This is a genomic window from Agrobacterium sp. K11 (assembly GCF_059429395.1).
In genome coordinates this window covers 132,438-152,442 of sequence record NZ_JCAHRB010000007.1, presented here as the reverse complement: position 1 = coordinate 152,442, position 20,005 = coordinate 132,438, and the positions used below count along the sequence as shown (strand labels likewise).

At 58.1% G+C, this 20,005-nt stretch carries 18 protein-coding genes; 7 read left to right on the top strand and 11 right to left on the bottom strand.

Annotation, left to right across the window (positions count from 1 at the left end; translation table 11 throughout):
- Positions 1-151: 151 nt before the first annotated feature.
- From AC5SEO_RS14500 to AC5SEO_RS14490, 3 genes are read right to left on the bottom strand one after another with little or no spacing between them, the layout of a single operon-like run.
- Positions 152-2,533, bottom strand: a complete 2,382-nt coding sequence (locus tag AC5SEO_RS14500; protein ID WP_003512398.1) for an LPS-assembly protein LptD — start codon at positions 2,531-2,533, stop codon at positions 152-154.
- Positions 2,533-3,621 carry an LPS export ABC transporter permease LptG gene (gene lptG / locus AC5SEO_RS14495; RefSeq protein ID WP_003512400.1) on the bottom strand — a complete coding sequence of 363 codons (1,089 nt, stop codon included), beginning with the start codon at positions 3,619-3,621 and terminating at the stop codon, positions 2,533-2,535. The genes AC5SEO_RS14500 and lptG overlap by 1 nt, the downstream gene beginning before the upstream one ends.
- Entirely contained in the window at positions 3,618-4,787 is a 1,170-nt protein-coding gene (locus AC5SEO_RS14490) for an LptF/LptG family permease (protein ID WP_038490551.1), read from the bottom strand. Before AC5SEO_RS14490 ends, lptG begins: the two co-directional genes overlap by 4 nt.
- Before the next feature lie 313 nt (positions 4,788-5,100).
- Here AC5SEO_RS14490 and AC5SEO_RS14485 point away from each other — a divergent pair, with 313 nt between their 5' ends.
- The 3 genes from AC5SEO_RS14485 to AC5SEO_RS14475 all read left to right on the top strand — a co-directional run bounded on the left by AC5SEO_RS14485 (position 5,101) and on the right by AC5SEO_RS14475 (position 8,255).
- Complete coding sequence (locus AC5SEO_RS14485) at positions 5,101-6,594, top strand: leucyl aminopeptidase (protein ID WP_041694360.1); 1,494 nt, start codon at positions 5,101-5,103, stop codon at positions 6,592-6,594.
- A 25-nt stretch (positions 6,595-6,619) separates the two neighbouring features.
- The gene (locus AC5SEO_RS14480; RefSeq protein ID WP_013635847.1) at positions 6,620-7,069 is read left to right on the top strand and encodes a DNA polymerase III subunit chi; all 450 of its coding nucleotides are present in this window, start codon (positions 6,620-6,622) and stop codon (positions 7,067-7,069) included.
- 157 nt (positions 7,070-7,226) lie between these two features.
- Positions 7,227-8,255: a sensor domain-containing diguanylate cyclase gene (locus AC5SEO_RS14475; protein ID WP_025592989.1), complete on the top strand. Its 1,029-nt coding sequence runs from the start codon at positions 7,227-7,229 to the stop codon at positions 8,253-8,255.
- A gap of 42 nt (positions 8,256-8,297) precedes the next feature.
- On the opposite strand, the gene AC5SEO_RS14470 is transcribed toward AC5SEO_RS14475, so the two are convergent.
- Complete coding sequence (locus AC5SEO_RS14470; protein WP_003512408.1) at positions 8,298-9,224, bottom strand: Gfo/Idh/MocA family protein; 927 nt, start codon at positions 9,222-9,224, stop codon at positions 8,298-8,300.
- A 746-nt stretch (positions 9,225-9,970) separates the two neighbouring features.
- On the opposite strand from AC5SEO_RS14470, the gene AC5SEO_RS14465 reads away from it, so the two are divergent.
- Entirely contained in the window at positions 9,971-11,908 is a 1,938-nt protein-coding gene (locus tag AC5SEO_RS14465) for an EAL domain-containing protein (protein ID WP_174068171.1), read from the top strand.
- Positions 11,909-11,933: 25 nt separating this feature from the next.
- On the opposite strand, the gene abc-f is transcribed toward AC5SEO_RS14465, so the two are convergent.
- Together abc-f and AC5SEO_RS14455 are read right to left on the bottom strand one after the other, a co-directional pair.
- Entirely contained in the window at positions 11,934-13,817 is a 1,884-nt protein-coding gene (gene abc-f, locus AC5SEO_RS14460; protein ID WP_038490565.1) for a ribosomal protection-like ABC-F family protein, read from the bottom strand.
- A 70-nt stretch (positions 13,818-13,887) separates the two neighbouring features.
- The gene (locus tag AC5SEO_RS14455; protein WP_174068172.1) at positions 13,888-14,934 is read right to left on the bottom strand and encodes a GGDEF domain-containing protein; all 1,047 of its coding nucleotides are present in this window, start codon (positions 14,932-14,934) and stop codon (positions 13,888-13,890) included.
- A 256-nt stretch (positions 14,935-15,190) separates the two neighbouring features.
- On the opposite strand from AC5SEO_RS14455, the gene AC5SEO_RS14450 reads away from it, so the two are divergent.
- Positions 15,191-15,886: a glutathione S-transferase family protein gene (locus AC5SEO_RS14450; RefSeq protein ID WP_081308693.1), complete on the top strand. Its 696-nt coding sequence runs from the start codon at positions 15,191-15,193 to the stop codon at positions 15,884-15,886.
- 103 nt (positions 15,887-15,989) lie between these two features.
- Complete coding sequence (ndk, locus tag AC5SEO_RS14445; protein ID WP_003502118.1) at positions 15,990-16,412, top strand: nucleoside-diphosphate kinase; 423 nt, start codon at positions 15,990-15,992, stop codon at positions 16,410-16,412.
- Positions 16,413-16,590: 178 nt separating this feature from the next.
- On the opposite strand, the gene AC5SEO_RS14440 is transcribed toward ndk, so the two are convergent.
- Positions 16,591-17,103 (bottom strand): hypothetical protein, encoded by a 513-nt coding sequence (locus AC5SEO_RS14440; protein WP_065658066.1) that lies wholly within the window; start codon positions 17,101-17,103, stop codon positions 16,591-16,593.
- Complete coding sequence (locus AC5SEO_RS14435; RefSeq protein WP_111798983.1) at positions 17,100-17,651, bottom strand: CGNR zinc finger domain-containing protein; 552 nt, start codon at positions 17,649-17,651, stop codon at positions 17,100-17,102. The genes AC5SEO_RS14440 and AC5SEO_RS14435 overlap by 4 nt, the downstream gene beginning before the upstream one ends.
- Before the next feature lie 59 nt (positions 17,652-17,710).
- On the opposite strand from AC5SEO_RS14435, the gene AC5SEO_RS14430 reads away from it, so the two are divergent.
- Positions 17,711-18,607 carry a branched-chain amino acid ABC transporter permease gene (locus AC5SEO_RS14430; RefSeq protein ID WP_111798984.1) on the top strand — a complete coding sequence of 299 codons (897 nt, stop codon included), beginning with the start codon at positions 17,711-17,713 and terminating at the stop codon, positions 18,605-18,607.
- 60 nt (positions 18,608-18,667) lie between these two features.
- Here AC5SEO_RS14430 and AC5SEO_RS14425 read toward each other — a convergent pair whose 3' ends face one another.
- The 3 genes from AC5SEO_RS14425 to pgsA are packed head-to-tail and all read right to left on the bottom strand — an operon-like array spanning position 18,668 to position 19,969.
- Complete coding sequence (locus tag AC5SEO_RS14425; RefSeq protein WP_013635855.1) at positions 18,668-19,123, bottom strand: molybdenum cofactor biosynthesis protein MoaE; 456 nt, start codon at positions 19,121-19,123, stop codon at positions 18,668-18,670.
- A gap of 4 nt (positions 19,124-19,127) precedes the next feature.
- Positions 19,128-19,382, bottom strand: a complete 255-nt coding sequence (gene moaD, locus AC5SEO_RS14420) for a molybdopterin converting factor subunit 1 (RefSeq protein WP_019565410.1) — start codon at positions 19,380-19,382, stop codon at positions 19,128-19,130.
- The gene (pgsA, locus tag AC5SEO_RS14415; RefSeq protein ID WP_003512433.1) at positions 19,382-19,969 is read right to left on the bottom strand and encodes a CDP-diacylglycerol--glycerol-3-phosphate 3-phosphatidyltransferase; all 588 of its coding nucleotides are present in this window, start codon (positions 19,967-19,969) and stop codon (positions 19,382-19,384) included. Before pgsA ends, moaD begins: the two co-directional genes overlap by 1 nt.
- Positions 19,970-20,005 lie beyond the last annotated feature (36 nt).

Sequence of the window (20,005 nt, the reverse complement as noted above, 5' to 3'; positions counted from 1 at the left end):
ATCTGCAAGACGGCAATGTGTCGGTTTGTTGAAAGAAACCCGATGGTCCTATACCGGACAGACCCTGGCGCGTTGTTGCGGCAAAACCGTGACTTTTACTGGCTGGATGGCAAAAAGGCAGGCCACGATGCTGTATGGCCTGCCTTTAAACTCAGTAATTGTTCGGTTTCCAGCCGATATCCATATCGGCCCAGTCCTCGTTTGCGGAACCGATGCTGACATCGCCGAGCGTGCGGAATGCCAGACGGGCATTGATCGACCAGTCATTGGCGGCCTGCCGGCTGGAATTGATATTGCCCTCGTCGGAGTAGCTGACCGTCAAGATCGTGCATTCATCCTGATAGGCGATGCCAATACGGCGCTCGGCGGCAAATTTTCCGTTCAGATCGTAGTTGATCGAGCCGAACAGCGACCAGTTGTCGTCCATGCGCAGCGTACCGGACGCCTGAACGATATCGCGGTCTTCATTGTAGCCGTACTGCGGCTGCGCCTTGACCTGCGTATAGCTGAGCTTGCCGGTGAGGCGGCGGTCCGAATAGCTGACGCCTGTCTCGGAACGGTTGATTTCGAGATTGTCCTTGTCGAAGCGCAGGCTCGATGACAGCGATAGGCCGATTGGCGCATCGAAGGCTGCCATGGCGACGTAGTCCGAGCGGTCGGATTCGAGACCGGAATTCGCGCCGACATTGACGAGATCGTAGGAGGCGAAAGAATTGTCGCCCGCCAGGTGGAAAGACTGACCGGCAATGGCGCGAATGCCGTAGCCATTGTCGAATGTGCCGTTGTAGCGCAGACCGATGTTTGCGCGCGTGCCGCCCTCGATCCGGTCGAAACCGGAGAACTTGTCACGTTCGAACAGGTTGGTCGCGTCGAACACGAAAGCCTGCGAATCTTCGTTGGGGAAGCGGCCGGCATATTGTTCGTTCGGACGCACGAAAATCTGCGCAATCGGCTCGATCACGTGGTTGCTGTTAAGTGCCGTGAACAGCCAGGGGTAACGCACTTCCAGACCGCCGGTTACCATGCCTCGCAACGCCGCATCGTCCTGCATCATGCCCTGATAGGCATAGGACGTGCCACCCGATGTAAAGCTTGCCGCCGACATATCCGTCCACAGCGCATCGCCACGGGCGGCAAGGATCGGCGTGATCTGCAGGCCGCTATCCATCGTGAAGGTGCGCTTCCATTCGGCTTCGGTGGAAAGACGCGTGTAGTTTCCTTCAAGCCCGTTGAACCGCGAATAGCCTCCAAGCGCGTAGGCATCCTGTTTCTGGCGGGTGATGCTGGTCAGGTTGGTGGTCAGCGAAAGTTCGCCGCCATAGATCGGATCCGGTACGAAATAACGGTAGTCGACAACCGGATGAACGATGGCCTGCTTGCGTTCGTTGGATTCGTTGTTGTCCGTATCCTGAACGTTGAAATAATAGCCGCGGGCATCGAAGCTGTTCCGCTCGCCAGCGCCAGCCAAATAGATCTGATTGGTCTGGACGTCGTTCTTGTAACCCTTCAGCCCATAAGTGCGCGAAAAGTTGTTGTCGGTCTGCACCATGGCATCCCAACCGAACGCCCAGCGCGGATTGATGGAGAAGTTACCCTTGCTGGCAATCATGCCGCGATTATCGTTGAGGGCGTCACTGGTTCCGGCAGTAAATGTATCGGACTTCAGCTGGCTGATGCCGGCGACGGTCACGGTGTGCATGCCGGTTTCGAAACGCTGGCGCAGTTCCGCCTGCAGAAGCAGACCCTGCGTCGTGTAATAGGTCGGGGTAACGGTCACATCCGAGGTGTCGGACAGAACCTGGAAATAGGGCACGCCGATGCCGAAACCGAGGTTGTCGGTAATGCTCATTTGCGGGAACAGGAAACCCGACTTCCGCTTCACCGTATTGTCCGGAACCGTCAGGAACGGCACATAGGCGATCGAATGGCCGAAAAGCTGCAAACGGGCTTTTTCCAGCCGGATCGTATGGGTCTTGCCGTCCTGAATGACGCGTTCAGCCTTGACCTGCCACAGCGGCGCCTTTTCGGGCCGTTCGGCGCAGGGCAAACAGGCGGTATAGACGCCGTTATTGAGGACCATGCGGTCGCCTTCGAGCCGTTCGGCGCTTTCACCCGCGATGCGGGTATTGTCCGGGGTCTCGACGCGCAGCGCATTGACGAAGCCCTGACCGAAATCGTCAGTGACATCCATCTCGTCGGCATAGATCTTGTTGCCGCCGGGCTCGATCAGCTCGATGTTGCCGTGCGCAATCACGCGGCCCGTCTGCTGATTATATTCCACTTGCTGGGCCACCATACGGTAGCCCGAATAATGCATGCGAACCACACCCTTCGCGATGACCCGCTGGGAATCGCGATTATAGGTCAGTTCATTTGCCGTAAGCAGGAGTTTCGAATCGTCTTGGCTTCCGGGCGCAAGCAAACCACCCTGGCCGAAAGCGACCGGGCTGGATGCCAAATATGCGCACACAGCGGCACCTGTCAGAAGGGCCGTCCAAAGCCGCCTGATATTCCCGCGGTCATATACCGCCACTAGCCGTCCTCCTGATGAAGCAGAATGGTTGCCCCCAAAGCCAACGCCACGATGACTGGAACCCAGACCGCGACGGTGGGAGGGACAACGCCACCACTCCCGAATGCCCTTACGAGCACGGTTACTACATAAAGCACGAAGCCGGAAACGATTCCACCCAGAATCACGGAGCGCGACTGGGCGAAGCGGCTGAACTTTAATGAAACTGTCGCGGCGATCAAGGTCATCGCAACCAGAAGCAGGGGCGTCGATAGCAGGAAATGATACTGCGTCTCAAGCGCTTTCGAAGACAGTCCAAAAGACTTTGCAACTTCGATCTTGTGAGAAAGATCAAAGAAAGCAACGGTTTCCGTCTGTGTCATGCGTTCCTGAACGAATTCCCGTCTCAGATTGGTACTGATCCGCGTGCTCTCTTGCCGAACTGGCACATGTCCCGCGCGGGTTTCCGCGACGCCGTTAAGAAGCCAGTAACCATCTTCCAACTTTGCCGACTTCGCGTCCTGCCGGGAGACGATGTTGCCGGCCTTGTCGAGGTGTATCAGAACCACGTCGAGAAGCATGGTCCCGTTGTCTTCGAAGCTCTTGGCGCCGATGATCGTATCCTGGCCGCCGCTCGACTGGCGCATCCAGGGAATGATGTCCTGCTGGCGGCCGCCGCTGCCTTCGTTACGCCAGCCCGCTTCCATCGATAGCGACTGGTTTTGCCCCCAAGCGGCGATAGGGTTGAGGACGAGGACGGACAGGATGCCGAGAAAGACCGCACCAAGGACAAAAGGAAGGATGAATTGCCAGGCGGAGACGCCTGCCGCACGCGTGACGACGAGCTCGTAACGCCGGTTGAGCGAGATCAGCGTCGTCATGCCGACGAAGAGCGCGATGAAGGGAATAGTCTGCTGCAGGATCAGCGGCAGGCGAAGCGCGGTGAGGCCAAGTGCGCCTGGAACAGAATAGCCTGGCACGCTGGACATGCGCCGCGCCGTTTCGCTGAAATCGGCAAGATAGATAATTGCCGATACGCCGAGCAGGAACCAGATGGCCGTGATCAGATACCGTTTGAGGAAATACCGGGCGAGTGTGCTGAAAATCATGCGTTACCGCTCCCCGAGCTTCGCGCCAGCCGGCTGGAGAAAAGACGGCGCAGACGGCTGGCCGTATCCGCGACGATCTTCGGCATTCTCGGCTTGCGACCCGTGATGAGAATAAAGGCGGCGGCGGCGCCGCTGAGGCCCGGCACGGCATAGACCAGCGGAATGAAGGCCGCGCTCTGCTTGACCTGGTTGGTGACGTAAAAACCGAGCCAGCGCAGCATGAAGGCCGTCACCAGCGCAGCGACCATCGGATGCATCCGCGCTTCACGATGCGAGCGCGCATCAGCGGCTATGACCAGCGATATCAGTGCGAAGGCGAAGGCGAACATCCAGTCCGACAGGCGCTTGTGCAACTCACTGCGGAAGCTTTCGGGAGACCGCTTGTAACTCGCGTTGTTCTCGTCTGGCGAAAGAAGGAAACCGAGGCTCGCATCGCCCGGAGAAAGCGACGGTTCGGAAGTCTGCTTTTCCGACATGGTCGAAAGGTCGAAGGCATAGGACAGGAACTTGACGATGGAGACCTTGCCATCAGGTGTTTTCTGCTGGACTTCGCCGTCGCGCATCGTCAGCGACGTGCCGCTTTCATCGATCATGCCTTCCTTGGCGTAATAGATAAGATCGAAATTCGGATCGCGGCGATCGGCGACGAACAGGCCCTTGAGGATACGGCCCTGACGCTGGGCGATCTGCACATAAAGGCCGTCCTGAACAGCGCGGAAGGTCTTTTCCTCGATCACCGACGAGAGGAGGTCGGCATAGGCAGCCGCCACCATCTGCCTGGCCGAATTTCGGGCAGGCGGCTCGATGAAGTTGGTGATGGTGAAGGACAGCGCACTTAGAACGGCAGCCAGAATGATAACCGGGCGAAACATCACGGAGCGCGACGATCCGGCCGCATCGATGATGGCAAGCTCGGAATCGTTGTTCATCGCCGTGAACGTCTGGGTGATGCCGATGACGAGGGCGAAAGGCAACACGACGGGGATCAGCGTCGGCAGGATCATCGTCGCCAGCGCCATGAAGGAGCCCATCGACTGGCCGGTATCGGTGACGAGGTTGATTCTCTGGAGAACCTGGATGGTCCAGATGATGGCCAGCACCGGCAGCAGCGCGACCAGAAACATCTGCGTTGTCCGTCGCAGGATATAGTTCTCGAGAAGCTTCATACTGCCCTTGTCGACATTGTTTTTCTGCGCGATCGCTCGCCGGATTTCCGCCTATCTAATCGCATCGTTTGCAATTGGCTATTCCGGCACGCTCACAAAAATGTTTTGCGCGATGATTTTTCCACCGCCTGTGTCTTTTTGTGGAACAAGCTGTCGGTTTCATGACGCGATCGGCCATTCCACAAAAATGCCTTTCCTTTAGCGAATGTCGGCCTTTAAAGAATGTGAGCCTTTAAAAATGCAGGGTTGCGCCGGGGGCCGAAAAGGCCATGATCGGGCGCACACGCAAGTTATCCACGAAGAGCAGGAAAACATGTCCGCCAAATTCGATATTTCTTTCGCCAATTCCGCCTCGCTTGAAAATACCCTTGCCGTTGTGCTGCAAGCCTCGGGTGAGGCGCAGGCAGCTGCCGGCGCATCGGAAGCCGATCCGGGTGGCGTGCTTGAACGGGCGGCAAAGATTTCGGGCTTTTCCGCAAAGTCCATGACGACACTCGACGTGATTGCGCCGCAGGGTTCGGGCGCCGACCGGCTTCTCGTCATTGGCCTCGGCAAGCCGGCGAAACTTGTCGCCCATGACTGGTTGCGTGCCGGCGGCACCGCTGCCGCCAATTTCAGGAAGGCGGACAAGGTTGCCGTCTATCTAGATGCCCCGGGCGTCGATGTCGGTGCGCAGGCGGCTGCGGATTTTGCGCTTGGCCTGCTGCTGCGTGCCTATAGCTTCGATGCCTATAAGACCAAGAAGAAATCCGATGATGAGAAGTCGCCGAAGAAAGTAGAAATCGTCATCGTGACAGCAGTCCATCAGGAGGCGGAAAAGGCCTTTGCCGTGTCCGAGGCCGTCGCGGGCGGCGTTGTCCTGGCGCGTGATCTCGTCAACCTGCCGCCGAATGTTCTCGGTCCTGTCGAATTCGCTGAAAAGGCGGAGGAGTTAAAAAAGCTCGGTGTCGAGGTCGAAATTCTCGGCGAGAAGGAGCTGAAGAAGCTTGGCATGAACGCGCTTCTCGGTGTGGCGCAGGGTTCGGCGCGTCCGCCCCGGCTTGCGGTCATGCAGTGGAACGGCGGCTCCAAGAAGGATGAGCCTATCGCCTTCGTCGGCAAGGGCGTCGTGTTCGATACCGGCGGTATCTCGCTGAAGCCCGGCCTTAACATGGAAGACATGAAGGGCGACATGGGTGGCGCTGCCGCCGTGACCGGCCTCATGCACACGCTCGCGGCCCGCAAGGCGAAAGCCAATGTGATCGGCGTCATCGGTCTGGTGGAGAACATGCCTGATGGTAACGCCCAGCGTCCCGGCGATATTGTCACGTCCATGTCCGGCCAGACCATCGAGATCATCAATACCGACGCCGAAGGCCGGCTGGTTCTCGCCGATGCACTCTGGTACACCAAGGAACGTTTCAACCCGAAATTCATGATCAACCTCGCCACCTTGACGGGAGCGATCACGGTTGCACTCGGCAATCTTCAGGCTGGCCTTTTCTCGAATGACGACGAGTTGGCTGAACGTCTTTCGCAGGCGGGCGATGTTACGGCGGAAAAGCTGTGGCGCATGCCGCTGGGCAAGGATTACGACAAGATTATTGATTCCAAATTCGCCGACATGAAGAACAGCTCTGGCCGTCTGGCGGGCTCTGTCACCGCCGCTCAGTTCCTCAAGCGTTTCGTGGGTGAAACACCTTGGGCGCATCTCGATATCGCTGGCACCGCCATGGGTTCGCCGATGACCGAGATCAACCAGTCCTGGGGATCCGGTTACGGTGTGCGGCTGCTGAACGAACTCGTTCGCGCCCATTACGAAGATTGATGCGACCGGAGCTGCAAGTCCGCAGATGACTGAAATCCTGTTCTACCATCTGACGGAATCGAAGCTGGAGGATGCATTGCCGCCCTTGCTCGAAAAATCGCTGGAACGCGGCTGGAAGGTCGCGATCCAGACGGTGGACGAGGAGCGCCGCGATTTCCTCGACACGCATCTGTGGACCTTTCGTGACGACAGTTTTCTGCCGCACGCAACGGATACCTCTGCCGCGCCGCAAAACCAGCCGATTCTTTTGACGGCGTCGAATGCGAACGGTAACGAGGCGAGTGTCCGCTTTCTGGTCGACGGTGCCGAACCGCCGGCGGTGGAGGGCTATGAGCGGATAGTGTTCATGTTCGACGGATATGATGCCTACCAGCTGGAAATGGCGCGGAACCACTGGAAAAGGCTGAAGACCGAAGGTCATGCGCTGACCTATTGGCAGCAGTCGCCGGAAGGCCGCTGGCAGAAGAAGGCCTGATCACAGTTTCCCACACAAAAAGACTGGCAAAAATTCGCATGTGGCGCTGCCTGCCGGTTTTCGCATTATGAGCCGAATCAGACATAGCTGTCTGATCCGGCCGACAGGTGACGGACGGTGGCGGCTGCCACAGACGAAACAGCAGAAGGACATCATCATGGGACAGGCGATTTCACGGCCCGACGGGGAAATAGAGCGTCTGGTCGCGGTGCGGTCAATCATGTCCGTCAAGAATGCCGAGATGCCGGAACTGGAAGTGCTGTCTCGATTGGGGCAGGGCGTCTTTGACGTACCGCGTGCGGCCGTCCATATCGTCGATGAGGACTGGCTCCATATTGCCGAACAGGCGGGAATGCAACTTTCGGAATGTCCGCGCGATCTGTCGATCTGCAACCGAGTAATTGCCAGGCAGGATGTCGTGGTCATTTCCGATCTGACCCAGCATCCGGATTTCCGCTTCATGTCCTATGTGAAGGGCGGTCCCGGATTGCGTTCCTATGCTGGCGCGCCGATCGAGCTGGAACCGGGTCTTGTGGTCGGCGCCTTTTGCCTTGTCGATACGGTGCCGAGAAAATTCTCTCAAAGCGAAATTGACAATCTGAAGCACTTTGCGCTGCTGGCGGCCGCACTCCTGCGTTTACAGAAGGCCAATTTCACAATGAGTCTGGCGGAGCGTGAATTGCGGGATGCGGTGATGACTGATCCGTTGACCGGCTTTTACAATCGCAAGGCGCTGGAGGCGATTGTCGATGGCCAGCTTGGCGCGGCTCTGCGTGAGAACGAGGCCTTCGGCGTGCTCTATCTCGATCTGGACGGTTTCAAGGCGATCAATGACACGTTCGGCCACCCGGCGGGTGACAGGGTGCTGACCGCTGCCGCCGACCGCATTCGCAATTCGATCCGCAGCGAAGATACGGTGGTGCGCATGGGGGGCGACGAATTCGCCATTTTCATACCCCGTCCCAGCACGTCTGAGGTGATGAACGGACTGGCAGACAGGCTTCTGGAAGCCTTCCGTGAACCCTTTGATGTTGACGGGCAGGCGGTCGGTGCGCGTCTCAGCATTGGCGGCGCCATCGCTCCTCAGGCCGGTGCTGACCGCGCCACGCTTTTGCGCAGCGTTGACGAGGCACTGTATCAGGCAAAAAAGTCAGGGCGCGACCGTTTCGTCAGCCGCGCCCTTTGATGCACCTGTCTTCCGGAAGGCTTCCAAAAGCCTTTCGGCTCCTCAGTCGTAGAAGGAATCCACGAATTTGTGGCGGCCGAGCAGGAAGGCATCGGCCACATGAGTCAATGGCGCAAGATCGACATCAGAGCGTCCGGCCTTGATGATTTCCGCAAAACGCTCGTAGAGCGCCGGATATTCCCGCTCGGGTTCCGACACCGCCTGCTCGCCATTGATGGAGAGCTTCGCGCCGCCTTCCGAAAGCACCATCTGCCCGGCCGCCGTTTCGGCAACGATATCCCAGCTCTGCTTGCCGGTCTGGCGCCAGTCGAACTCGGCGCGCACGGGCATTTTCGTAACGTCGGAAAAATGCAGCTCGGCAGCGATGGGCGCGTCGCGGTTTTCCGGGAACTCAAGCGTTGCCTTGGTCAGGAACAGCGCGCGGGGCAGGATGTGGGTGATGATCGATAGCGCGTTGATGCCGGGATCGAACACACCGAGACCGCCCGCCTGCCAGATCCATGCCTGGTTGGGGTGCCAGTGGCGCACATCCTCTTTCCAGATGACATGCACGCTGTCGATTTTTGTCGAGGCGAGAAACGCCTTTGCAGCTTCAACGCCCGGCGCATAACGCGAGTGCCAGCTTGCAAATAGCGAAAGACCCTTCGAATCCGCAAGGCGAACGAGATCCTGAACTTCCGAAAGCGTTGCGCCCGGCGGCTTTTCGAGGAAAACGTGCTTGCCGGCATTCAACGCCGCATAAGCAGCCTCGTAACGGTACTGTGGCGGCATGCAGAGCGATACGGCCTCGATATCCTCGACGGCCTCCAGCATGGTCTCGATGGTGCCGTAAGAAGCGACGCCATCCACGGTACCGTGGCGGCTGGCCGTGCAGATCAATTCAAAATCCGGATTGCCTGCGATGGCGGGAAGGTGCTGGTCGCGAACGATTTTGCCGACGCCGACGATGGCAAGCTTGGTGGCTGACATGAAGTGGGACCCATTTGTATGATGCGTGGGATAAAGTGTGACTTTACGAGTTTTTTAACAGAAACGCTCAAAGGAGCAAGGCGATCGTCCTTGCAGGTCCCGTCTTTTTTCCGTGCGTAACGGCATGGCAAAAATCGGTATGCATATTTTATGTTGCCTAATATTTGAAATGTGAAAATATTGTTTAAAATTTAAAATTATTGATTTTTATAACTTAATGCTTTTAAAATTCGGACTCGAAGTTAAGTTCCGAAATATTAATGCATAGTATATATGTAAACCAATTTCAATTTCAGTATTGAATGTATTATAATCAGAATTGAAAATACATCGTTATATGGATTTTCAGGATTTCAACGAAGGCAATTGTCAACTAAATACATAAAGCGTAATTATCGCATCTTATCTACACTAAGTTCTTTAGTGTCGACGTAAAATGCGTTAGTTAGACTGTCTCGATGGTTTTTTCGTTCGGTTGTTGGTTGGCGCTTCGCTTCGTTTCTTGATTTTCCTGCTCGGCATTGTGCGACGCCGGCGGTGAGGAGGTACTCGAACTCGTGTCTTGTCAGCCGCTTGCTGTTGGCACCTGTCCGGCGATTTCGCCGGGGGCAGCCCGCGGTGGAGCTACAGGTCGTGTGGAGCGATTGGCTATATGTACTGATTTTCCTGCGTAAACGCGGGATTTGTGAAGGTCAAACGCCGGAACCACGGCAAAAGAATAGTAATGACCGGGGGGGCATGCAGAGATGATGGAATTGATCGCCGCCCAGGCGGCCGCGTCAGCCGCCGAGTTGCCGTTCCTGCTGCTCCAGGCTGCGGCCCTTGTCGGCATGGTGTCGGTGCTGATCCTTCTGCAGCGAAACATCGCTCTCGATGACGCTCGTTATAAAATCTACTACGGCATCATCTTCGGGGTTACCGGTTTCTTGCTGACGCTACTGGTATCCGAGTTCATCAAGCTGCCTTCCAAGCCCTATATCCGCTCTGACCTGCTGTTCCTGGCTGGCGTGTTGGGGTCCTGGCAAGGCGGCTTGATAAGCCTGGCGCTCGTCTCCGCAGGGCGATTTTTGTTTGGTGGTCCGGCACTCTTTGGGGCCGCTTTTCTGGATATGAGCATTATCTCGGCTTTCGGGATGGCAATGTATGGCTGGATGCGCAGGCGCAGTCTCACTGAACTCGGCGTCCGCGAGGTCTTCGGCGTATTCGCGGTCAGGATTTTCGCGGCGTTGTTCGCTGTTTGCGTGACCTACAGTCTCAGCATGATAAATCAGGACGTTTTTCTCAGTAACGTCGGACGGCGCATCTTCGGTTCGTTGGTCGGGTTGCCGATGATCGCCTGTCTGTTTCTGTTACTGCGCAGAGAGGCGCGGGCGCGTGAAGAGGCAAGGAAACGCGATGCTGCGGCGCGGACGGATTCGTTGACGGGCCTTCCAAACAGGCGCGCCCTCAAAGACCATATCGAAGTCGTGATGCGGCAGGAGCCGGCCGTTCCGCACGCTCTCCTTCTCATAGAAATCGTCAATATGGCCGATGTCGCCGCCTGCCAGGGCGAGGATTGGGGCGATCTTTTCTGGCCGAGGCTGGCACAGGAAATCTGCAACGATGACAACGGCCTGCTGTCGAGTTCCAATGCACCGCGCAGCTTCATGTTCGGCGATACCACGCTTGCAGTCGTCATGTCGGCGATTTCGCTCGAGAAGTCGGAAAGCACAAGGCTGATAATGCGTCTCCACGACGGGTTAAGTACATTTTCACGGTCTGCGGATCCAGAACCGGTGCCGCATCTGAAAATCGGCGCCGCTAATCTGGATAAGCTTTCCCGGCAGAACGTGGCTTCCTTCCTCCGGCAGCTTAGTCTTGCGCTGCGAGGAAGCGAAAATCCGGTGCAGATATTCCCCTTCTCCTTCGCCGATAAGGCCACGCGGGACGAGGGGGTGCGCCAGATGCTGGTCAACTGGATCAGATCCGGCAAGCCGCCGATATTTTATCAGCCGAAATTCGAAATGCACAATCGCCGCATGATTGGCGCGGAGGCTCTTTTACGGGCGGTGGATGCGTGCGGACAGCCGCTTTCGCCCTATTATGTGCTGGAGATTGCCGAGCGTCACCGGCTGCTGGTGGAGTTTGAATGGTCGACGATCGAAGCCGTTGTCCGCGACCTCATCGACCTGCGGGGTCTCGACCCGGACTTTCATCTGGCGGTGAACATTTCCGCATCGTCTTTTGCCACTGCGGGCTTCGGAGAGCGGGTTGTGGCCTTTTTGAACGAGATGGGGGTCCCGGCGCACCGTCTGTCGATCGAAGTGACGGAGATGAGCAGGATACCGGCGATCGACATTGTGCAGCAGAATTTCGACAGGCTGAGCGAAGCGGGCGTGCGGCTGGCGCTCGATGATTTTGGCACCGGTTATGCGGCACTCACCTTGCTTGCGCGGTTCCCCTTCGAGGAGGTCAAGATCGATCACTGGATGACGTCCCGGCTTGAACAGTCGCGGTTCCGGGAGGCCATCGCGCTCGCCTTCGAAAGCGCCGAACGTTACGGCGCCACGCTGGTGACGGAAGGTATAGAAACGGAAGAGCAGAGCAGGCTGCTCATGCAGATGGGAATCCGTTTCGGTCAGGGCTATCTTTATTCGCCGGCCGTGCCGCTCGAGCGGCTGCAGCCTCGCAGGGAATGCGCTTAGATTTTCGCACCAGCATCATGACGCATCACTGCGTCATCGCATCCTCATATTCGCTCGAAAGCATCAGCCACTGCTCCTCGGCGTCTGAAAGCTTACTCGCGGCTTCGCCACGCTCTTTGACTTTCTGCGCGGCCTTGGCAGGTGCCTTTTCGTACAAAGCAGGGTCCGCCAGTTCCTTGTCGAGCGACTGAATCACTTTCTCAAGCTTCGCCGTCAAAGATTCGATTTCATTGATCTTTTTCTTCAGCGGCGCAAGCTGGGCGCGTTTTTCGGCGTTGGCCTTGCGCTGGTCGGCTTTCGATGTCTGGTCGGCGGCGGCTTCTGTCTTCTCTTCCTTCTTTTTTCCGGAAGATACGACGAGGTCGCGATATTCCTCCATGTCGCCTTCAAAGGTCTTCACCGTGCCGTCGGCCACCAGCCATAGGCGGTCGACAGTTGCCTCGATGAGATGCCGGTCGTGCGAGATGAGGATGACGGCGCCGTTATAGTCGTTCAGCGCCTCGATCAGCGCCCGGCGACTGTCGATGTCGAGATGGTTGGTCGGTTCGTCGAGGATGAGCAGATTTGGCGCATGGAAGGCCGCAAGTCCCATCAGCAGCCGGGCCTTTTCACCGCCGGAAAGGTCTTTCGCCGCCGTCGCCATCTTCTCCGTCGCAAGTCCCATCTGCGCAACCCGCGCCCGCACCTGCGCTTCAGACGCCAGCGGCATCAGCTTGCGCACGTGTTCGACCGGTGTCTGGTCCGGCACGAGATCGTCCAGCTGATGCTGCGCAAAGAAGCCGATCTTCAGGCCCGGGGCGATGCGAAGATCGCCCGCTTGCGGCGCAAGCCGACCGGAGATGAATTTCGCAAAGGTCGATTTGCCGTTGCCGTTGGAACCGAGCAGCGCGATGCGGTCGTCATTATCGATGCGGAGATTGAGCTGCTTCAGAATGGATTTGCCCGGCTCGTAACCCACGGCACCGCCATTGATGGCGACGATGGGTGAGGCGGGCTGCTTTTCCGGCTCCGGGAACGTGATCGGCTGGACGTGGTCCTCGATCACGGCGGCGACGGTGCCCATGCGCTCCAGCGCCTTGATACGGCTCTGCGCCTGGCGCGCCTTGGTGGCCTTGGCGCGAAAACGGTCGATGAAGCTTTGCAGATGTTTGCGCGCGGCGTCGTTTTTCACCTTCGCCTTCATCTGCAATTCGTCTGCTTCGGCTTTCTGGCGCTCGAACTGGTCGTATCCGCCGCGATAGAAGGTCAGTTTTTTCTGGTCCAGATGCACGATGGAATTGACGGCATTGTTCAGCAGATCGCGGTCGTGGCTGATGATGATGACGGTATGCGGATAACGCCGGATATAGTCTTCCAGCCAGAGCGTGCCTTCAAGGTCGAGATAGTTGGTCGGCTCGTCGAGCAGCAGGAGGTCGGGTTCGGCAAACAGCACGGACGCGAGCGCCACGCGCATGCGCCAGCCGCCGGAGAACGAAGAGGCGGGGCGAAGCTGCGCCTCGTGATCGAAGCCAAGACCGGCAAGAATGCTGGACGCGCGGGCTTCCGCCGAATGCGCGTCGATATCGACCAACCGCACCTGAATTTCCGCGATCCGGTGCGGGTCTGTTGCGGTTTCCGCCTCGGCCAGCAGCGCGCTGCGCTCCTTGTCGGCGGAAAGCACGATGGAAATCAGCGATTGTTCCGTTCCCGGCGCTTCCTGCGCAACCTGGCCGATGCGCGCCAGTTTCGGGATCGTTACCGAACCGCTTTCCGCTGAAAAGTCACCGGTGATGACCCGGAAAAGAGTAGATTTGCCGGCGCCGTTGCGGCCAACGAGGCCCACCTTCACGCCAGCCGGAAGCGTCACGCTGGCGTGGTCGAGAAGCAGGCGCCCGGCGATGCGGGCGGAGAGATCGGTAATCGTAATCATGGCGCCGTTTTGGCCGAACTGCGTGGCCAAGGCAAGAGCGCGCGCGCCACACCAGATCAGATATGCAGCTTCAACAGCCGAGCTGCGCCAGATAGCTGCTGCGGCTGCGTTGAGCCACGTCCCGGGAGTAGCCTATGACGCAATTGCGCGTGCCGCAGCGTGCGGACAGCAGGGCGAGCCCGGCATGGCTGAAAAATTCCGCTGATGTCGCGGTGCAGTCCACTGCCGCAACGCCGATCGATACGGTCAGATGCTCGCCGTCGCCCTCACTGGTGACGAAACGTAGCGCCTCGACGTTCTGCCGCAACCGCTCCGCAATTGCTTCAGCTGTATTTTGCGAGACGCCGGCAAACAGAAAAGCGAACTCGTTTCCGCCGATGCGGGCTACGAAATCGTCCTTCTTGATCGTCTTGCGGAAAAGCGCTGCCAGCCGGCGCAGCGCCTTGTTGCCGGCAGTGGGGCCGTATTTGCCGTTGATTTCGCGGAAATGGTCGATGTTGAGCAGCACAAGCGATGTAGCTGATGCCCCCTGAGCGCCCGAAAACAGGTCGCCGAGCTTCTCGAGGAAAGCCGCCCGGTTGGGAAGCGCCGTCAAGGCATCACGCAGGGAATTCGCCTGAAGATCGGTCCGGCTTTTCTCAACCTCGCGGATTTTCATCAGCCCCATGGAAACGAAATGCCGGAGACTCGTTTGTTCCTCGTGAATATCGCCCATCAATTGCGCAAGCCGCTCCGTTGCAGGCAGCTCGGAGTGATCTTGCCCGGAAAGACTGGCAATAAATGTTTCGGTGCGTTGCAGGCCGGCTTCCAGTCGCGCGGAAATCTGCTTCAGCGTCTCGAAGGCCGTCGCTGCCATCTGCTCGGCCTCGATCTTCGAAAAACCCGGCAGATTGTGTCTCTGGCCGACAATATCGATTTCATGCTGTTGCGGCGCGTTGCCAAGGGCGAGAATATCGCGTCCCATCGCCGGGTTATGCCCCGACAATATTTCGTAGATCAGTTCGTAGTTTCGCGGCAGCGGAGCAATATTCATCTTGTCGATGAACTGAGCAATTTTTGTAAAGACGAGACCGTTCCTTGCCTTCTCGCGTTTTTTATCGCCCGCCGTTGACGTCACTGACAGCCCCAATACCAATAAATTATGAATGCACCGGTGATAACCGATTGTTGAACACGATTATTCTTACAAGCAACGGTTTAAAATAGGCTAAACCTGACGAGGTTTTCATTGCCGTGAGACCCCAATTCTCGTGGAGGGGACGGTTGAGCGCCGGATGCGGTTTTTGATCAGTAGTATGACAAATCCTGATTTGATTTCAGGCGGCGGTCGTTTTTATATCGCATCATCGATGTAGCAGAAGAGGGTGCAGCCTATGACGACCTCCAGAACCTTATATTCACTTTGCGGAAGCGATAGCGCACGGCCGTTCTCTCCCCATTGCTGGAAAACCGTGCTTTCGCTGGCGCATAAGGGGCTGGAGTTCGAGGAGCGTCCCTTGCCCTTCACGGTCATCCCGACGGTGGAGGACGGTTTTTCGAGGACCGTGCCGATCCTTCGTGATGGCGACCAGCTGGTGAGCGACAGTTTCGAGATCGCCCTTTATCTGGATGAGGCCTATCCGGAGCGGCCGTCGCTGTTTAACGGGGAAGGCGGCAAGGCGATGGCGCGTTTCGTTGAAAGCTGGTCGCAGACGGTGCTGCACCCGGCCATCACCCGCATTGCCGTGCTCGATATCCACAATATGCTTGATGAGCCTGACCGCCTTTATTTCCGCGACAGCAGGACGAAGGCGCTCGGCCGGACGCTCGAGGATGTGGTGGCGAACCGTGAGGTGGAAATCGCGGCCTTCCCAGCGCTCCTGGCGCCGATCCGCCGCATGCTGGGCTTCCAGCCTTTCATCGGCGGCTCATCGCCGCTGTTTGCGGATTACATTGTTTTCGGTGCGCTGCAATGGGCAAGGATTACCACCGGAGCGGATCTGTTTTCCGAAAACGACCCCGTCCGTGACTGGTTCGAAGGTTGCCTAGACCTCCACGACGCCAGAGGCCGCAGTGTGACAGCGGCGTGAAATGTCTGCAGCCATCGTCGCAATGTGGTTGATCCCCCTTGTTTTCGGGCCTTTGGGCGGGTAAAGACCGCCCACTTTCTCTATAGGAAAAGGAAACGGACACATGGCGATTGAACGCACATTTTCGATGATCAAGCCGGACGCAACCAAGCGTAACCTGACTGGCGCGATCACCAAGGTATTTGAAGACAACGGTCTGCGCATCGTCGCCTCCAAGCGCGTCTGGATGAGCAAGCGCGAAGCCGAAGGCTTCTACGCCGTTCACAAAGAGCGTCCCTTCTTCGGCGAACTCGTTGAAGGCATGACCTCCGGCCCGACCATCGTTCAGGTTCTGGAAGGCGAAAACGCTATCCTCAAGAACCGCGAAATCATGGGCGCAACCAACCCGGCCCAGGCTGCTGAAGGCACCATCCGCAAGAGCTTCGCGCTTTCCATCGGCGAGAACTCCGTTCATGGTTCGGACGCTCCTGAAACCGCCGCACAGGAAATCGCCTACTGGTTCGCCGAAACTGAAATCGTCGGCTGATTCAAAATATCAACGGCTTGAATCGCCCTCTCAGGCGATGGCATGAAGCCGCTGAAAAGACTCGATGAAACGGAGCCGAAAGGCTCCGTTTTTTTGTTTTATTGCCGAAAGAAGTTTACGCCGAAGCCATCCCCACGGGCCTCAGTCCTGTGACGAGCCCAGGGATGAGGGGAGGTTTTCACGACGCCGGACACCCCTCGACTGGCCGCATATCCGTCGTGCCGTCCGCTTTGAACACGTCCGGGTTGGGTGTGTAGAGTGGGCCGACCGTCAGCGGTTTGGCGGGAAGGAGCGACTGGTCGGTGTCGGAGCGGATGGTGGTCTCTATCGTCTGCAGTACATTGCCTTCCGGCCCTTTGATGCGGATCGTGATCTTGTAGGGGCGGTCCTGTTTGACGCATTCGACCGGCGGACTTTGAACGGCGATCTTTTCATCTGCCGGGAAAATCTTCTCCCTGGTCGTCAGCTCGGTTCCGCCGCGGGGATTTTCGAAGCTCGCTTCCAGCGTGCTGCCGTCGCGGATGGGGGCGATGCGCTGCAAGGTCACGAGATAGGTGGCAATCGCCACACGGTAGTTAAAGACGAACATGCGGCCGGAAACCTTCGCGACATCGCGCGGCTCGTCCCGCTGACAACCGGAAAGACCGAGCACCGTAGTGATCGCCAGCAACGGAATGGTTATTCCTTTCATGCCTGCGCTTCCTTCTTGCGGTGATAATGCCGGCTGGCTTTCTGCCGGTTGCCGCACACCGTCATGTCGCACCAGATGCGGCTTCTGTTCTTGCTGCGGTCGATGAAAAGCCAACCGCAATTGCCGCAAATCCGCAGCCGTTTCCGCGTCTCCGCCGCAAGCAGCGACAGAGCGGAATGGGCGGTCGCATTGGCAAGGCTCTCTCGCAGAGGAAACAACTTTAGTGCCGTGCCGCAAGCGAAGAGAAGCCCTGCCAGCCGGCCGTCGTCATCGTCGCCATTCGTCATCGAAGAGCGGAAATAATCGTCGATCGCCTCGCGAAGATCGAGAAATACCTGCCTCATGTCCGCTTGGGGCGCGATGAGTGCGGGAAACCTGTCGCGCTCCGCTCCGAGTCGGGTCGACGCCTCGGCAAAGGTGGCGATCTGCTCAGGCACAGCAAAACGGTCTACCGATTTTACCGCGTCCGCGCGCAGGATGACGCTATTGGCGACATCGAGGGCCAATGCGCCGCCTGCGAAACGATGTTCTGTCCAGCGAAATGTCATGGCGACATTATAACTATCAAAATGGATTTTAACAGTTATAATGCGATGGGGAGGACGGATTGGCTTATTTCCTGCAACAATTGCTGAATGCCGTACCGGTAGCCTCGCTTTATGCGGTTCTGGCGTTCGGCTATGCCATCGCCTTTTCGGTCACGAAACGGGCCGATGTCACCTATGGCGCGATTTTCGCTTTCGCCGGTCAGACCTGCCTGCTGTTTGCCGATTTTGGCTGGAACCGGCTGTGGCTGATCTTGCCTGCAACACTCGCGCTTGGGGCAGGGGCCGGTCTTTTCGGCGGTCTGTGGGCGGCGGCTTTCATCGGCAGGGCGGTGATGCGGCCCCTGGCGAAAGCCTCCCCCAATGCGGTGACGGTCGCCTCCATTGGCGTGCTGATTGCGCTCACCGAAAGTGCCAGACTTGCCGCCGGCACGCGGCAATTATGGCTGCCACCGCTTTTGTCGGAACCGGTGCGATTCTGGGCCGATGGAAGCTTCGCCGTCACCCTGACGTCGATGCAGATGCTGAACACGGCTGTCTTCTGCCTGCTCGTTCTCGCAGGCACTTTCTACCTCCAGCGTTCCGGCTTTGGCAGACGCTGGAAGGCGGTGTCGGACGATGCTTTCGCCGCGTCACTGTGCGGGGTAAATGAAGGCAGGGTGTTCCTGCTGTCCTACTGTGCAGCGGGTCTGCTTGCCGCTATCGCCGGCGTCCTCGCCACGTTTTATTACGGCACCATGGATTTCGGTGCCGGTCTGGTGTTCGGCCTGAAAGTCGTGCTGATTTCGGCAGCGGGCGGTTATGCAAGCCCGCTCGTCTGCGCGCTCGGGGCTGCTGCCGTCGGGTTCGCGGAAACGCTATGGGTCGGTTACGGCCCGGTTATCTGGCGGGATGCGGCGGTTCTGGCACTTCTGGTGGGCTGGCTGATCGTCATGCGCAGCAGAGTGGAAGCGCCCTAGAGCATTTCCAGGAGGGGTGGCGTCCGGTTTTCGTGTGGAAGTGCGGGAAAACACAAAGCGTTACCGCCATTTGTCCTTGGCCGTGTCGTCGGTCGTCTTTGCGGCAACCCAGTCGCCCTTCGTGCCATCCTTGCCATGTTCCTTTTTCCAGAACGGGGCGGACGTCTTGAGGTAGTCCATCACGAAATTTGCGCCGTCAAAAGCGGCCTGCCGGTGCCGGGAAGCAGCAATGACGAGGACGATATTCTCGCCGGTGGCGATCTTGCCATGGCGATGAATGGCGGTGAGGCCGAGGAGATCGAAGCGTTCGATGGCGAGTTGCGCGATACGGGTCATTTCCGCTTCGGCCATGCCGGGATAATGCTCGAGTTCCAGCGCCGCGAGCGTACCGCCATCATCGCGACAAAGCCCGGTGAAGGCCACCACCGCGCCAATGCTCTTGTCGCCTTCCGTCAGCCTGCGGGTTTCTTCCGCAGCGTCGAAATCCTGTGCCTGCACGCGTACCGTGGGCTGCATCCGGTTATCCCCCCGTCATGGGCGGGAAGATGCCGATCTCGCGCGCACCGGCAATGCTCTCGTCATGTTCAACATGTTCCTGATTGACCGCAACGCGGATCACATCCGGAAATTCGAAGGCGGCTTCGTAGTTTTCACCAAGGGTTGAGAGATAGGCGATCAGCTCACCGGCCGTGGTAACGGAGGAGGGGATATCCAGCTCCTCCTCCGCCGTGCCGATCTTTTCGCGAACCCAGGCGAAATAAACGATCCGCGCCATCATTCTTCGTCCACAATGTGCTTGAGACCCGCCTTGAAGTAGTCGTAGCCGGTGTACATGGTCAGCGCTGCTGCAAGCCAGAGAAGCGTAATTCCCATCTCGGTCGTGTAGGGCAGAACCTTGTCTCCCGCGGGACCGGCAAGAAGAAAGGCGATGGCCACCATCTGGATGGTGGTCTTCCACTTCGCGATGCGGGTGACGGGAACGCTGACCTTCAGCGCCGCCAGATATTCACGCAGGCCCGAGACCAGAATTTCGCGGCAAAGAATGGTGATGGCGGCCCAGAGCGACCAGCCGGCAATGGTGCCGTCCGCTGCCATCAAGAGCAGCACTGAGGCGACCAGCAGCTTGTCGGCGATCGGGTCCAGCATGCGGCCGATATTGGAGGTCTGATTCCAGATACGCGCCAAATAACCATCCAGAAAATCGGTCAGCGAGGCGACGATGAACAGCCAGAGTGCCGTCCAGCGCGCAAAATCCGAGCTTTCCAGCTTTCCTTCGATGTAAAAACACAAAACGATGACGGGAACCGCCAGAATGCGGGCATAGGTGAGAAGGTTGGGAATGCTGTATGCGCGCGAAGCCATGGGAAACCTGTCAGTCTGGATAAGCTGCCTTGATGC

What these genes read in the sequence shown, in the direction of transcription:
- lptG (WP_003512400.1), bottom strand. Translation starts at nt 3,621, where the DNA reads ATGATTTTCAGCACACTCGCCCGGTATTTCCTCAAACGGTATCTGATC.
- AC5SEO_RS14490 (WP_038490551.1), bottom strand. Translation starts at nt 4,787, where the DNA reads ATGAAGCTTCTCGAGAACTATATCCTGCGACGGACAACGCAGATGTTT.
- AC5SEO_RS14485 (WP_041694360.1), top strand. Translation starts at nt 5,101, where the DNA reads ATGTCCGCCAAATTCGATATTTCTTTCGCCAATTCCGCCTCGCTTGAA.
- AC5SEO_RS14480 (WP_013635847.1), top strand. Translation starts at nt 6,620, where the DNA reads ATGACTGAAATCCTGTTCTACCATCTGACGGAATCGAAGCTGGAGGAT.
- AC5SEO_RS14475 (WP_025592989.1), top strand. Translation starts at nt 7,227, where the DNA reads ATGGGACAGGCGATTTCACGGCCCGACGGGGAAATAGAGCGTCTGGTC.
- AC5SEO_RS14470 (WP_003512408.1), bottom strand. Translation starts at nt 9,224, where the DNA reads ATGTCAGCCACCAAGCTTGCCATCGTCGGCGTCGGCAAAATCGTTCGC.
- AC5SEO_RS14465 (WP_174068171.1), top strand. Translation starts at nt 9,971, where the DNA reads ATGATGGAATTGATCGCCGCCCAGGCGGCCGCGTCAGCCGCCGAGTTG.
- abc-f (WP_038490565.1), bottom strand. Translation starts at nt 13,817, where the DNA reads ATGATTACGATTACCGATCTCTCCGCCCGCATCGCCGGGCGCCTGCTT.
- AC5SEO_RS14450 (WP_081308693.1), top strand. Translation starts at nt 15,191, where the DNA reads ATGACGACCTCCAGAACCTTATATTCACTTTGCGGAAGCGATAGCGCA.
- ndk (WP_003502118.1), top strand. Translation starts at nt 15,990, where the DNA reads ATGGCGATTGAACGCACATTTTCGATGATCAAGCCGGACGCAACCAAG.
- AC5SEO_RS14440 (WP_065658066.1), bottom strand. Translation starts at nt 17,103, where the DNA reads ATGAAAGGAATAACCATTCCGTTGCTGGCGATCACTACGGTGCTCGGT.
- AC5SEO_RS14435 (WP_111798983.1), bottom strand. Translation starts at nt 17,651, where the DNA reads ATGACATTTCGCTGGACAGAACATCGTTTCGCAGGCGGCGCATTGGCC.
- AC5SEO_RS14425 (WP_013635855.1), bottom strand. Translation starts at nt 19,123, where the DNA reads ATGCAGCCCACGGTACGCGTGCAGGCACAGGATTTCGACGCTGCGGAA.
- moaD (WP_019565410.1), bottom strand. Translation starts at nt 19,382, where the DNA reads ATGGCGCGGATCGTTTATTTCGCCTGGGTTCGCGAAAAGATCGGCACG.
- pgsA (WP_003512433.1), bottom strand. Translation starts at nt 19,969, where the DNA reads ATGGCTTCGCGCGCATACAGCATTCCCAACCTTCTCACCTATGCCCGC.